13 protein-coding genes and 1 pseudogene are annotated in these 13,476 nt (G+C 43.6%); 6 read left to right on the forward strand and 8 right to left on the reverse strand.

All coding sequences use genetic code 11. The features are described 5' to 3' along the window. Positions 1-24: 24 nt before the first annotated feature. The 7 genes and pseudogenes from NCCP2222_RS16045 to NCCP2222_RS16075 form a co-directional block, all read right to left on the reverse strand. Positions 25-735, reverse strand: coding sequence for an RluA family pseudouridine synthase (locus NCCP2222_RS16045; protein WP_248513352.1), 711 nt, complete (start codon positions 733-735; stop codon positions 25-27). 153 nt (positions 736-888) lie between these two features. Continuing rightward, entirely contained in the window at positions 889-1,353 is a 465-nt protein-coding gene (locus NCCP2222_RS16050) for a hypothetical protein (protein ID WP_248513353.1), read from the reverse strand. Between the two features lie 29 nt (positions 1,354-1,382). After that, positions 1,383-1,856 (reverse strand): annotated as a pseudogene (locus NCCP2222_RS16055) (low molecular weight protein-tyrosine-phosphatase). 108 nt (positions 1,857-1,964) lie between these two features. Next, a complete protein-coding gene (locus NCCP2222_RS16060; protein ID WP_248513354.1) occupies positions 1,965-3,326 on the reverse strand; it encodes an S-layer homology domain-containing protein in 1,362 nt (453 codons plus the stop codon). A gap of 891 nt (positions 3,327-4,217) precedes the next feature. Next, complete coding sequence (locus NCCP2222_RS16065) at positions 4,218-4,388, reverse strand: hypothetical protein (RefSeq protein ID WP_248513355.1); 171 nt, start codon at positions 4,386-4,388, stop codon at positions 4,218-4,220. 127 nt (positions 4,389-4,515) lie between these two features. After that, the gene (locus NCCP2222_RS16070; RefSeq protein ID WP_248513356.1) at positions 4,516-5,349 is read right to left on the reverse strand and encodes a glycerophosphodiester phosphodiesterase; all 834 of its coding nucleotides are present in this window, start codon (positions 5,347-5,349) and stop codon (positions 4,516-4,518) included. Positions 5,350-5,504: 155 nt separating this feature from the next. Beyond that, positions 5,505-6,401 carry an STAS domain-containing protein gene (locus NCCP2222_RS16075; RefSeq protein WP_248513357.1) on the reverse strand — a complete coding sequence of 299 codons (897 nt, stop codon included), beginning with the start codon at positions 6,399-6,401 and terminating at the stop codon, positions 5,505-5,507. Positions 6,402-6,555: 154 nt separating this feature from the next. Between NCCP2222_RS16075 and NCCP2222_RS16080 the strand changes: the two genes are divergently transcribed. Beyond that, positions 6,556-6,681: a hypothetical protein gene (locus NCCP2222_RS16080; protein WP_248513359.1), complete on the forward strand. Its 126-nt coding sequence runs from the start codon at positions 6,556-6,558 to the stop codon at positions 6,679-6,681. Positions 6,682-6,724: 43 nt separating this feature from the next. On the opposite strand, the gene NCCP2222_RS20760 is transcribed toward NCCP2222_RS16080, so the two are convergent. Next, positions 6,725-7,510 (reverse strand): 3D domain-containing protein, encoded by a 786-nt coding sequence (locus NCCP2222_RS20760; RefSeq protein ID WP_282570720.1) that lies wholly within the window; start codon positions 7,508-7,510, stop codon positions 6,725-6,727. Positions 7,511-8,246: 736 nt separating this feature from the next. Between NCCP2222_RS20760 and speD the strand changes: the two genes are divergently transcribed. From speD to NCCP2222_RS16115, 5 genes are read left to right on the forward strand one after another with little or no spacing between them, the layout of a single operon-like run. After that, complete coding sequence (speD, locus tag NCCP2222_RS16095; protein ID WP_248513361.1) at positions 8,247-9,068, forward strand: adenosylmethionine decarboxylase; 822 nt, start codon at positions 8,247-8,249, stop codon at positions 9,066-9,068. 15 nt (positions 9,069-9,083) lie between these two features. Then, positions 9,084-10,544, forward strand: a complete 1,461-nt coding sequence (locus NCCP2222_RS16100) for an aminotransferase class I/II-fold pyridoxal phosphate-dependent enzyme (RefSeq protein WP_248513362.1) — start codon at positions 9,084-9,086, stop codon at positions 10,542-10,544. After that, positions 10,541-11,392: a polyamine aminopropyltransferase gene (gene speE, locus NCCP2222_RS16105; protein WP_248513364.1), complete on the forward strand. Its 852-nt coding sequence runs from the start codon at positions 10,541-10,543 to the stop codon at positions 11,390-11,392. Before NCCP2222_RS16100 ends, speE begins: the two co-directional genes overlap by 4 nt. After that, positions 11,382-12,242, forward strand: coding sequence for an agmatinase (gene speB / locus NCCP2222_RS16110; RefSeq protein WP_248513365.1), 861 nt, complete (start codon positions 11,382-11,384; stop codon positions 12,240-12,242). Before speE ends, speB begins: the two co-directional genes overlap by 11 nt. An 18-nt stretch (positions 12,243-12,260) precedes the next feature. Further along, positions 12,261-13,460: a saccharopine dehydrogenase family protein gene (locus tag NCCP2222_RS16115; protein ID WP_248513366.1), complete on the forward strand. Its 1,200-nt coding sequence runs from the start codon at positions 12,261-12,263 to the stop codon at positions 13,458-13,460. Positions 13,461-13,476 lie beyond the last annotated feature (16 nt).

A 13,476-nucleotide genomic window follows, 5' to 3' on the forward strand; every position in this document is an offset into this window, starting at 1 on the left:
AAAGCCCTCATATAGCCATGCACCTTATCTCGCATACATGCTTGCTTCCTTCTGAAGCGCATTCCAAGGATGGACATTCCAAGGATGGACATTCGGAGGCATCGATTCAAATGAGAGCCATTCCTTTGTAGTCGGATGCGGGAATTCCAGTCGATGCGCCCACAAGGCAAGCTGCTCACCAGGCCGGTTAAGCTTCTCTCCATATTTCTGGTCTCCATATAAGGGTGTTCCGCTTTTCGCTAATTGCACCCGGATTTGATGCGACCTCCCCGTTTGAAGTGTCACCGCAATTAAACTATGATTCCTCGCATGGTCCAGAACTTCATAGGAGAGGATTGCCCGTTTGGCTCCTTCCCGCTTGGAATTTGTCACATGAACCTTATTCTTCTTCGTATCTTTCCATAGGAAATGTTCCAGCGTCGCTTCACGCTTGCGCGGTTGTCCATGAACAACTGCCAAGTACTCTCTTCCCATGTCCCCTTTTCGTAAAACATCAGCCAGACGAGAGGCCGCTTTCGACGTCTTGGCGAATACCATCACACCGCCAACCGGCCGATCCAGACGATGCACGAGCCCAAGAAACACATTGCCCGGTTTTTGGTAGCGCCTTTTGATGTCATCTTTAAGCAGGGATAACAAATCGGGGTCTCCACTTGCATCCTCTTGCACAGGCACATTCACCGGCTTCTCTACGACAAGCAAATGATTGTCTTCATATAAAATGTGTATGTGCATTCCGCTCTGCCCCTCTTCTACCTAATGTTGGGCAAATCGCTTGTAAATCAGTTGTTATCATTGTAAATCTCCTCCATTCGTGTTCAGTATACTATAGCTCTATTACTTTTGGGCATAATAAAAGAGATTGCGATAAACGGCAATCTCTCCCTACTAATCTTGAGCTAATCCCTTATAATAAACGGTTTCTAATTGCAACCCTTCGCCCGTCCTGTTAAATACAAAAATATGGCGGGACACCCCATTCTCATAGAACTCAGAAGGCTTATGAACTTTCATATCCAATAGCACATCATACACTTCGTCACCCTTTGAACTAAACTCCGGGTCACTTGTTGCTTCCATGCTCACAAGCTTTATGTCCTGAATCGTATGGATCCCTTCCTTCTCGGCTTGTTTTTCTTCGTTAAGCAGGAATGACAGCAAATCCTCTTTCACTTCAGCATCATAATGGAAGAGCTCCACATACTCGTTCCAGTTTTCCGCTCTTATATACTCGATATACCGATGGACGATTGTTTCTGCTTCGCTAGTAGGAGATACAAAGACTTTCGACGTGAAAGCCAACATGATAATGACGACGAAAAACCCCATAAACACAAGCGCCACTCTTTTCACTTGCTTCCCCCCTGATCCAGGTTGCTACCTTAGATTTCATGTTCCGACTTGATTTTATTTAATAAAATCCGGCACCCCTCTGTCACCAACTCATACGTTTCCTGAAAATCTCCTGTATAATATGGATCCGGTACATCTATGGTACGTTCAGTTAAGTCAAGGAGGCGGAAAATTTTCGGATGATCCGGCTGCCCAAGAAGATCCCGCACATTCCGGATGTTGCTAGTGTCCATTCCGATGATGTAATCAAATTGGTCAAAATCAGTCCGGTTTACTTGCCGTCCCGTCATCCCTTCAGTAGAAATGCCATACTCCTTCAGCTTAGCAACCGTTCCTTTGTGAGGCGGTTCTCCAATATGTCAGCTGCTTGTCGCTGCCGAATCAACGGATATACTGCCTGCCAATCCCTCTTCCTTCACCATATGTCGAAACACAGCTTCCGCCATCGGGGAACGGCATATATTGCCGAGACAGACGAATAAAACATGAACTTTCTCATTCATAGCCACACCACTCCTTTCAACTCTTCCTTTCATCTTGGCATATTCGTTATAAAACTTCAAAAACGCAACAAAAAAACCTCCGCTTTCGCGAAGGCTCCACAGTTAGTATCAGTTCCCTTTACCGTATTGAGCGCGCTTTGCTTCGCCAATCGATTTTCCGTAATCTGACATTTGCTTTCCATATTCTTTGTTCTGCTGCTGCTTTTCTTGCGCTAAATCCTTTTTAGTATTGATCAATTCTTGTGCTTTTGCTTCATCGCCATTGCGTTTTGCTTCTCCAATGGATTGTCCGATTTCAGACATTTGCTTGCCGTATTCTTTGTTTTGCTGTTGCTTTTCTTGGATTATATCTTTTTTGGCATCAATCAATTCCTGCGCTTTGCCATAATCGCCATTACTTTTCGCTTCCCCGATGGATTGACCAAGATCGGACATCTGTTTGCCGGAGTCTTTGCTTGTCCCATCCACTTTACCATTTGTTTCGTTTTTTGATTTCTCCAACTCTGAAATTTGCTTGCCAAATTCTTTGTTTTGATCCTTTTTATCTTGAACGACCGCTTTCTTTTCAAGGATCAATTGTTGTACTTTATCGTAGTCGCCAGCACGCTTTGCTTCACCAATTGCTTTACCGATATCTCCCATTTTGACGCCAAGCTCTTTTGCCACTTCTTTTTTCTTCTCGATCAATTGCTGCTTTTGCACTTTTAATTCCTGTTTGTCAGGGATGGCAATTGGGTCCACTTTAAGTAATGCTTCTTCTTTTGCCAAACGAAGACTTTCCGTTGCATCTGCCGTTTCTGCTTCCACTTTATCCGCAACCACTTCTGGATTGACAGATACGGTGCCGCTATCGGCAATACGCTTAAAGAAAGCAACGGCATGGGCACGGGTTAATTGATCAGTAGCACCGAACTTCTCTACAGCCGTCTTACCATTCGGATTGCTTCCATTGGTAATGCCTTTATCAAATAAGTAGGTAACCGCGTCCTCCAAGTCACTGGAGTTATTTTGCAAGTAGGCAAAAACTTGAGCAATTAATCCACGGTTTACAGGATGCTTTCTGAAATTGACATCATCGTATCCAAGCAGTGGGATTTTGTAGTGAGCTAAACCTTCGTATTTTTGGTTCGCCCATTTTGAATCCGCTGTGCTGGCTTCAACCTCTTTCCCCAGCTCTTCATAAAAACGGGTGAGCATTGTCGTGAATTGCTCTTCTGTCAGCACATCATTCGGTTTGAACGTCCCGTCTGGAAACCCTTTGATCAAACCTGTGGAAGCAGCCCATTCAATGGAATCGGTCGCCCAGTATCCTTTTGCAACATCCTTGAAAGCTGTTTGTTTTTGCGTAATAGCTGCAGCCTCTTTTTCAGCAGCCTGTACAGGTGAATAGGCACTGATCGCAGTCAGCGAGATTGCACAGACAGCTACTGTCTTCAATGCTTTTGACCATGTCGATTTGTTTGTATCCATACTTTTCTCCTCCTTTTGAATCAGAGAGTCTGGATGATAGTAAGCAGGATGTATAATGACTAAAGACCCTCTCATTATTTCTATAATATACCTATCTATCCATACATGACAATGACCAAATCGCAAATTTCGACATTTTTCTCGTTCTTGGCAAAAAAAACAACCAATAACAGTCTCGGCTAATGGCGAAAAAACCGCTAACATAACGCAGATACCGATCATTCTAGCGAATGAATTTACCATAAAAAAAGAGTAAGTAAAAACGCACAGTTTTTCGACTGTGCGTCCAGGCTGTAGACAAAAGGGATGGAAATCAATGATTTTCATGCCTTTTGCTTTAACACATGTATTTTAACTGTTAGTCGACTGAAATAACGTTGATTTCCGTTCCTGGCGGACGCTTTCCGGGGGCTTGCCCTCAGCCTCCTCGTCGCTTCGCTCCTGCGGGGTCTTCACGCTGCGCTGATTCCCCAGGAGTCGCCGCCCTGCACTCCAATCAACTGGAGATCCTTTAGACAGGTATATCATTACAGCCTTCATAGTCGGCGCGTTCTCCATGTCCAACTGGACAACTGTTTCAAATTTATAAAACCAAAAGCCAAGTTCGGAAGTACCCACTTTCAGGATCTGTTGTGGACTCTTTGATTTCCTTAAAGCAAAGCGTTTGGAGCATAAGTTCCCGCTGAAAGCGTCCATTCGTAGCGCAAATCAACTTTCCTACTAGTTCTTTCATTGTAAACGAAAGAAGACTGTACTCAACCTCCGAAGTTCCTGGAGGTTGTCTACAGTCTGAACTCACAGTTTTTCGACTGTGCGTCCTTTCACTTGCTCAATTTCTTCATCTCCAATCGCTCCATCTGTTGTTCATGCAAACGTATTCTTCTTACCCCTTCACAAATATCCTTGCGGGGAATTTCGGTCGCCTTCCATTGTGTATTTAGAACTTACTTCTGGTTTTGCATCTATGTTTTCCCGATGAATGTTACTATTTCTTTTACGTCTCCAATCAAACAGCAGACCAAAAATGATGAGCGCAAGAATAGGCATCAGGAATATCAACATTCTATAATACACCTCCTGCTTTATTTTTCCTTATAGTTATTAGTATGTTCTTAATGGATCCAATTTCATTTCCACTCAATTAGTAATTCTAGCTCGTGTGTAGCTATTACCGGTTTCCCCTGTCACTTCATTCCTTAGCTAAATACATCTCCTCCGGTTTTTCAGAGAAATCGGAGATGATTCCGTCGACCCCATATTTTTGTGCCTTCCAAATTAAGCGGCGGTCCTTTTTCGACCAGACGAGCACTTTTCCACCATGCTCATGCACGAGATCGACCATCCGTTTGTTCGTAAAGGATACATTGAAATTAATATAGTTGGCAAAAGCAGTATATTCTTCAATTCTCTGCTGCGACATGAATGAATCGGTAGGACGAATAAGTATTGCGATTTCTACATCAGGAAGAAGGCTATGTATTTTTTTCAATGAGTCCACATCAAAGGATTGAATAATAATTCCGCTTAAATCGTCATACCGCTCAAGTACATGTGCTACTTTTTCTTCAATTCCCGGATAGGTCTCCGGGTTCTTAATTTCAATAACCAGTCCAACTTCACTGTAAAACTCATCGACTAGTTCTTGCAATGTCATAATTGGCTCTCCAACAAAGTCTTCTCCAAATAACTTCCCCGCATTTAGTGTTCTCAGCTCAGCCAATGTCTTATCACGTACATACCCCTTGCCGTCCGTTGTGCGGTCGACTTTGTCGTCATGCATGACAATCAATTCATCATCCTTTGAAAGGTGAACATCACACTCCAAATAATCGGCCTGCAGATCCACCCCTTTTTGAAAGGCAGCTCTCGTGTTTTCAGGCGCATATGCAGAAGCACCTCTGTGCGCCACGCTAATCATCTCTTTTGGCGCAATCCTAATTTTCGTCTGGTTATTATATCCGACAAGGACGAATAGACAAGCAATGGCTAGTACCGCAACATACAGGGCTCTCTCTTTTCCCATTCCCCTCAACCTCATTTTCTTTTCGAAATATCCGAATTATCTTTTTATTAGTATATCATAATTCCTTAGTATTGGATACCCCTTAGATGAAAAGAACTATAAAAAGAACAAGTGAAATAGATTTTCACCTGTCCCTTTCTAGTTTATGAAGCTGATCACTTATCAAATGCCAATGTTTTTGAATTTGTTTCGGCCAGCAGGTTTCCTGACTGGCTTTGCAATACTTTTTTTAATCCTAACTGCAAGGTCCCAAACGTTTGGACATCCGAAAAATCGAGACCTAACTGGATGGCGGTCTGTACGATTTCCGGCCGCATTCCTGAAATGGTCGATTGGATACCGAGCAATCTCAACACTTGCGTAATCTGGTGTATCTGCTGGGCCACGAGCGTGTCAATTGTTGTCACGCCAGACAAATCGATGAACAGATGGGCCACTCCTGTTTCTGCGCATCGCTCAGGCACAATATCAAATAAAGCTTGTGCACGCGTCGCATCAATTTCTCCAATCAATGGAAGAACTCCGATTGTTGGAGTGATCGGGATGACAGGAGCACTCAGTTCTACGATCAATAATTCCTGTGCAGACAGACGGCTATTGACAAGGCGATAATAAATTTCAGCAAAACGAGTGATTAATTCATCAAAAGCCTCATTGATTAAGGAGCACCATTTGAGTGCGTGCCGAGGCTTCACTTCATCTATATGTAAATCAATGAATTGCTCAACAAATCGCCAATAGATAAACTTTACTTTCCTCAATGCATCCATTACTTCGTAAATGGGGGTATTTGTGCTAGCACGGCTTTCCGCAACTTCTCTCGCCCATTCTTCCTTTTTCTGTTCGAATTGCTCCGAGTTAGCCAGCAGCTTACATGCCACCGTCAAATTAGTTAAGTGGTTTTGTTTCCGCAATAACGTTTCGGCTGCTTCTCCTGCCTGTGCGGAATAAATTGAGCCTGCTTGTGTTTCTCTTAATGCCAGCCATTGATCCGAAATGGCATTGCTTTGGTCCACTAAATAGTCGTGCAACTTTTTATCCAATTTGTCCATCCGTACGACACCCTCTATTTCAATGTAGTTTGTGCTTGGAATTACTTTTCAGTATACCACTTACCTTTAGTATGGGCATGCTTCACCTCTCGCCGGTTTACTTTTCGCTTCCATGGGGAAAAGTAATAAAAATAGTACCAAAGGAGCGGTTACAATGAAAATCGGAAAACTAATAAAGACCGCCATCAAATGGGCACCCGTTGTTTACCCGGTCGTCAGGAAAATCATGAAAGAGAAAAAACAGGCGGATCGCCAAAGAAAAGGCTATGCGCCTAGATAAAAAATGCGGCTGATGAGAACTTTTTTCATCAGCCGCTTCTTATTTAATTCAACACTTTAACTTTCACCTTTTTGACTCCCCACTCCATCGCATTTTCATAAGATGGAATAAAAACATCAATTTTATGGCCTTTGATTGCTCCTCCTGTATCCCCGGCAATTGCTTCTCCATACCCTTCTACCCAAACTTTTGTCCCCAGTGGAATAATACTTGGATCCACCGCGATAACTTTTTGGTCAGGATTGGATCGCAAGTCGATACCGTAGGCGGTCGTTCCGGAACAGCCCGTGCAATACGCTGTATATGCCGTTGCGGTCACAATCAATTCCGTTCCTCCACCTGCTGGCTCACTTCCCGCTGAAGTGACGGCTGCCGATTTTGGTTTGGCTGCCTCTCCACTATTCGATGGAGAAAATGAAGCGGCTACCGACTTAGGTTTGTTCGTTACAGTTTTCTCAGATGTATCGGTAGTAATATCGCCGCTATCAATAACCAGTTCCTCTCCCGGATGGATCACTTCGCTTGTCAAATTGTTCGTACTGATCAATACATCTAATGGTATATTGTGATTCAAAGCAATGCGAAATAAATTGTCTCCTTGGACGACCGTGTAGGTTACCGGGCCTGTGTCTACCACATAAGACGGGAAAAACAATGCAAAGTCAGGCAGTAGACCGTCATAAATTGGTATTGGAAAGCTACTAGTACTTGAATCTTCCGCACCTAACGGCACAAAATCAACCTGTACCTCTGATGCTTCTACCGTGGCAGCTGCTGAAATAATTGCCACGCATGCAATCGCATTCATAATTAACCTTTTCAGATTCATAAAAATCCTCCTTTTTTACACTCCCTGATTCATCTCTCAATGAATCGAACTCCCCTAGGGCAACGTTTACTGGTTACCACCATATCGAGTCGGGATGAGCAGCCGTATAACAAACCGGCTTTTGTTTCCACCTAGTATTGCCCTTGAAATTTGTAAAATAAACATATAGTCGTAAAATATTGAAATCATACTCTAATTGTTTATCGTATTACGTACTATGGAAAATTCAAGGAAACTATAAGGAAGAATTCATTTTCGACTCTTTTATCGAATGCATAGTTAGGTATTTCCAGAGGTCGCCCTTTTTTATACATGCAAAAAGCACTTCAGCCTAGGTAGCTGAAATGCTTAGTAGTTTCATACAAAAATTTATCATGCCAGTGCTGCATACATTGAGTGGAGAATCGGCCTTGCTTTCTTTGATTCTTGTTCTGTTTATATATCGCCAGAAGCTTGAGAATGATCCTTTGCAAAGTCTTTCCTTCTATAGAACTCCCTTTCGGTTATCATTGCAGCTAATATGTTTATTCACAAAAAAATAAAGGTATCCTATCTATAAGCAAGGACCGTTTCCAAATGGGTAATTATTAACAACTGACAATTTTTGAAACGGTATTGACTAGGTAAAAATATCCTTTATAATTAAATAAATTTCATAATTTATCGTTCGGGACCCTCTGGAACACGAGGGTCCTCAATTATGAAATGTAGCAGTGATCTATAATAGAGAGGCGTGATGTTAGGGTTGGAAAATAAGCTGACGTTATACGGCTTTAACAACCTCACCAAAACACTTAGCTTTAACATCTATGATGTGAGCTATGCAAAAAGTGAGCGAGAGCAGAAAGATTATATCGCCTATATTGATGAACAGTATAATTCTGAACGGCTGACCAATATTTTGCGCAATGTCACAGACATTATCGGCGCCCATGTGTTGAATATCAGTAAACAGGATTATGATCCACAAGGAGCCAGCGTAACGATCCTCATTTCAGAGGAGTCCATGCCGGTCGGGTTAATTGATAAATCATGCAATCAAGGACACGCCGATATTATTGCCACACGTGATTCGGTCGTTGGCCATCTTGATAAAAGCCACTTGACGGTGCATACGTATCCGGAATATCATCCGGATAATTCAATCGCGACATTCCGTGTCGACATTGAAGTGTCCACCTGTGGCGAGATATCTCCGCTGACAGCACTTGACTACTTAATCGGCAGTTTTGATTCAGATATCATCACTACTGATTACAGAGTTCGCGGGTTTACGCGGAATGAACATGGCAAGAAATTTTTCATCGATCACAAAATGACCTCGATACAAGATTATATTGATAAAGAAACGTTGCAAAAATATGATGCGATTGATGTGAATGTGTATCAATCCAACATTTTTCATACAAAGCTGCTAATTAAGGAAATTGAACTGCAAAATTACTTGTTCAATCGGGACGTATATGAAATTCCTCCAAAGGAACGTCTACAGATTACGAACAATCTGCGCAGGGAAATGATTGAAATCTTCAGTGGAACCAATATATATGATGAGTGAAGGGGTGGGACAAAAATGACACAGCTTTCTCAACATAATGCACCCATTGCCGAAGCATTAACAAAATATAAAGCGATGCGCGTCGTCCCTTTTGACGTCCCTGGCCACAAACGAGGACGCGGAAATGAAGAATTGGCGGCTTTCCTTGGTGAGCAATGCTTGAGCGTGGATGTCAATTCCATGAAACCGCTCGACAATCTCATTCATCCCGTATCTGTCATTCGGGAAGCGGAACAGCTGGCAGCCGAAGCTTTCGGTTCAAAACATGCATTCTTCATGGTGAATGGAACGACTTCTGCAGTGCAGGCAATGGTCATGACAGCCTGTAAAGCAGGGGAAAAGATCATTTTGCCGCGCAATGTACATCGCAGTGCAATTAATGCGCTCATTTTAAGCGGGGCCATACCTGTCTATGTGAATCCAGGCGTTCAACAAGAACTTGGAATTCCATTAGGTATGGCTCTCGATGACGTTCGGCGGACTATGGAAGAAAACCCGGACGCCAAAGCCATTTTAATTAATAATCCTACCTATTACGGGATTTGTTCCAATTTACAAGCCATAACGGATTTAGCACATGAGTATGGCATGCTCGTCCTTGTCGACGAAGCACATGGCACACATTTTTATTTTAATGAAGAACTTCCTGCATCAGCCATGTCAGTTGGAGCCGACATGGCTGCTGTCAGCATGCACAAATCAGGCGGTTCCCTTACGCAAAGCTCCTTCCTTTTGATCAATAATGACGTAAGCGAGGGCTATACACGCCAAATTATTAATTTGACTCAAACGACGAGCGGATCCTATTTGCTCCTTTCCTCCTTGGATATCTCAAGGAAGAATTTAGCGCTGCACGGCAAGGAAATCTTCGATAAAGTGATTGGCATGGCCCAATACACCCGTGAGGAAATCAATCAAATTGGTGGTTACTATGCCTATTCGAAAGAATTACTTAACGGAGATACAATTTTTGATTTCGACATCACGAAGCTCTCCGTACATACGCGCGAAATCGGTCTGGAGGGTATTGAAATCTACGATATCCTGAGGGACGAGTATGACATCCAAATCGAATTCGGAGATATCGGGAACCTCCTAGCTTATATTTCTGTAGGAGACCGGCATCGTGACATTGAACGGCTCGTGGCGGCACTTGGGGAGATCAAACGCCGATACGGCAAAGAGAGCGGTCAAATGTTTCAGCATGAATATATCAATCCGATCGTCGAGCTGACTCCACAGCAGGCATTTTACTCGGAGAAGAGGAATATGCCATTGGCCGAAAGTGCAGGACATATTTCAAGTGAATTTGTCATGAGCTATCCCCCGGGCATACCGATCCTCGCTCCAGGTGAACGAATCACGGAGGAAGTGCTCGGCTATATAGAGTACTGCCGTGAAAAGGGCTGCTTCTTATCAGGAACCGAGGATAGCCAAGTCAAGCGAATCAACGTTGTAAAGGAGTCGGAGCGATGAATTTATGGTATACAGAAAATCACTCACCAAATGTTCTCTTTTCCATTCGGGTCGATGAACACCTTTATTCCGGAAAGAGCGAATTCCAGAAAATTGATATTTTGCAGACTCCCGAGTTCGGTCGGATTTTAACACTCGATGGACTCGTCATGGTGACAGAGAAGGATGAATTTATTTATCACGACATGATCACTCATGTGGCGATGGCAACAAATCCTAAGATTAAAAAAGTGCTCGTCATCGGCGCTGGGGACGGCGGTACAGTCCGAGAACTGACAAAATATGCATCACTGGAACAGATTGATATGGTGGAGATCGATGAGATGGTCGTTGATGTGTGCAAAGAGTATTTGCCGCAGACCGCATCTAAATTGGACGATCCCCGGGTCAACCTTTATTTTGAAGATGGCTTAAAATTCGTACGCAATAAAGAAGATGAGTATGATTTGATTATTGTAGATTCAACCGATCCATTTGGGCCCGGAGAAGGTTTGTTCACCAAGGAGTTCTATGGCAATTGCTATAAAGCGCTGAAAGAGGATGGCATTTTAGTTAATCAGCATGAAAGTCCGTTCTATGAGGAAGACCGGCTCGGCATGCAGCGCGCGCATCAGCGGATCGTTGGATTCTTCCCTGTATGTAAAGTGTATCAAGTGCATATTCCAACCTACCCTTCCGGCCATTGGCTTTTCGGTTTCGCTTCAAAAAAGTATGACCCTGTCAAGGACTTGGATGCGGATGCATGGAACGCGCTCGGCTTGCAGACGAAGTATTACAACACGGACATCCATGTGGGCTCATTCGCGCTGCCAAACTATGTGAAGGAGCAATTAAAAGATGTTGAATAAAAATATAGAAACATTCATCGGCTGTGACAATGACTATCAGGAAGCGGAACTCGTCCTATTCGGTGCACCATTCGATTCGACGACATCGTTCCGTCCGGGTACCCGGTTTGCCAGCAAAGCAATGCGGGGTGAATCATTCGGCATTGAGACGTACAGCCCGTACCAGGACAAGGACCTTGAGGATATTTCCGTCTTTGACGGCGGGGATCTGGAATTGATTTTTGGCAATACAGAAAAAGTGCTCGGGCAAATTGAAGAATATACGAGCAAAATCGTAACGGACGGGAAAATTCCTGTTATGATCGGCGGAGAGCATTTAGTCACACTTGGGGCAGTTCGCGCAGTCGCGAAGCAGTACCCTGATTTGCACGTCGTCCAGTTCGATGCGCACGCGGATTTGCGTGAAGACTATTTAGGCGAGCCTCTCTCCCATGCAACCGTGATCCATCGTGTATGGGACATCCTTGGCGATAATCGGATCTTCCAATTCGGCATCCGCTCCGGGGACCGCAGTGAATTCGCTTGGGGCAAGGATCGGGTCTTCACGAATAAATTCAATCTAGACGGATTGGAAGAAGTTGTTGAGCAGTTGAAAGGGAAACCAGTCTACTTGACGATAGACCTGGACGTGCTCGATCCTTCTGTATTCCCGGGAACCGGCACGCCTGAAGCAGGCGGTATCAGTTTTATGGATCTATTGCATGGAATTTTGACAGCAAGCGGCCTGAATATTGTCGCTTGTGACGTTAATGAATTATCACCAATCTACGATCAGAGTGGTGTTTCAACTGCTGTCGCATGTAAAGTGCTGCGAGAGCTTCTATTGGCAATCAACACAAATCAATCTTAATTGAAGGGGTGTTTTTACATGGGTAAAGCGTTAATTATTGGTGCAGGTGGCGTAGCGAGCGTTGTGGCTCATAAATGTTGTCAAGTTCCAGATGTATTCGAGGAAATTTGCATTGCAAGCCGAACAAAGTCGAAATGTGATGCATTGAAAGAAAAATTGGACGGCGGCCGGACTAAAATCCAAACGGCACAAGTCGATGCGGATAACGTTCCTGAATTGGTTGCTTTGATCAATGACTTCAAACCAGAAATCGTCATTAACGTAGCATTGCCATACCAAGACTTGACGATCATGGATGCATGTCTTGAAACTGGCGTTCACTATCTTGATACAGCAAACTATGAACCGCTTGATACGGCAAAATTTGAATACAAATGGCAATGGGCGTACAAAGAAAAGTTTGAACAAGCCGGCTTAACTGCTATTCTTGGCTGTGGCTTTGACCCAGGCGTAACTGGCGTCTTCTCAGCATACGCACAAAAACATTACTTCGATGAAATCCATACGATCGATATCGTGGACGCTAATGCAGGCGATCATGGTTATCCATTCGCAACGAATTTCAATCCAGAAATCAACATCCGTGAAATTACAGCGAACGGCCGCTATTATGAAGACGGTGAATTTAAGGAGACACCGCCTCTTTCCGAGAAGCGCGTATATGATCTTCCAGAAATCGGTCCAAAGGATGTTTACCTTCTATATCATGAAGAACTGGAGTCTCTTGCGAAAAACATTAAAGGCATTAAGAAAATCCGTTTCTGGATGACGTTCTCCGAGAAATATTTAACACATCTGAAAGTGCTTGAAAATGTCGGCATGACATCGATCGAGCCAATTCAATTCGAAGGACAGGAAATTGTGCCACTTCAATTCCTGAAAGCAGTACTACCGGATCCAGCTTCCCTTGGACCTCGGACAAAAGGGAAAACAAACATCGGATGTATTTTCCAAGGAACAAAAGACGGAGAAGAAAAGACATACTATGTCTACAACGTTTCCGATCACCAAGAATGTTACCGCGAAGTCGGTTCACAGGCGATTTCCTATACGACAGGCGTGCCTGCAATGATTGGTGCCATGTTGTTAATGAAGAATGAATGGAAAAAACCTGGCGTATATAACGTAGAAGAATTCAACCCAGATCCATTCATGGAAGCTTTGAACGAATACGGCCTTCCATGGCAGGAAGATTTCAAACCGGTACTAATCGACTGATTGGAGGATATGACGC

It is taken from the genome of Sporosarcina sp. NCCP-2222, assembly GCF_023168145.1.
In the GTDB taxonomy this organism is placed as follows: Bacteria; Bacillota; Bacilli; order Bacillales_A; family Planococcaceae; genus Sporosarcina.

Coding starts and splice junctions, on each gene's coding strand:
- NCCP2222_RS20760 (WP_282570720.1), bottom strand. CDS start 7,510: ATGAATCTGAAAAGGTTAATTATGAATGCGATTGCATGCGTGGCAATT.
- NCCP2222_RS16070 (WP_248513356.1), bottom strand. CDS start 5,349: ATGGGAAAAGAGAGAGCCCTGTATGTTGCGGTACTAGCCATTGCTTGT.
- NCCP2222_RS16065 (WP_248513355.1), bottom strand. CDS start 4,388: ATGTTGATATTCCTGATGCCTATTCTTGCGCTCATCATTTTTGGTCTG.
- speE (WP_248513364.1), top strand. CDS start 10,541: ATGAATTTATGGTATACAGAAAATCACTCACCAAATGTTCTCTTTTCC.
- speB (WP_248513365.1), top strand. CDS start 11,382: ATGTTGAATAAAAATATAGAAACATTCATCGGCTGTGACAATGACTAT.
- NCCP2222_RS16080 (WP_248513359.1), top strand. CDS start 6,556: ATGAAAATCGGAAAACTAATAAAGACCGCCATCAAATGGGCACCCGTT.
- NCCP2222_RS16100 (WP_248513362.1), top strand. CDS start 9,084: ATGACACAGCTTTCTCAACATAATGCACCCATTGCCGAAGCATTAACA.
- NCCP2222_RS16075 (WP_248513357.1), bottom strand. CDS start 6,401: ATGGACAAATTGGATAAAAAGTTGCACGACTATTTAGTGGACCAAAGC.
- NCCP2222_RS16045 (WP_248513352.1), bottom strand. CDS start 735: ATGCACATACACATTTTATATGAAGACAATCATTTGCTTGTCGTAGAG.
- speD (WP_248513361.1), top strand. CDS start 8,247: ATGTTAGGGTTGGAAAATAAGCTGACGTTATACGGCTTTAACAACCTC.
- NCCP2222_RS16060 (WP_248513354.1), bottom strand. CDS start 3,326: ATGGATACAAACAAATCGACATGGTCAAAAGCATTGAAGACAGTAGCT.
- NCCP2222_RS16115 (WP_248513366.1), top strand. CDS start 12,261: ATGGGTAAAGCGTTAATTATTGGTGCAGGTGGCGTAGCGAGCGTTGTG.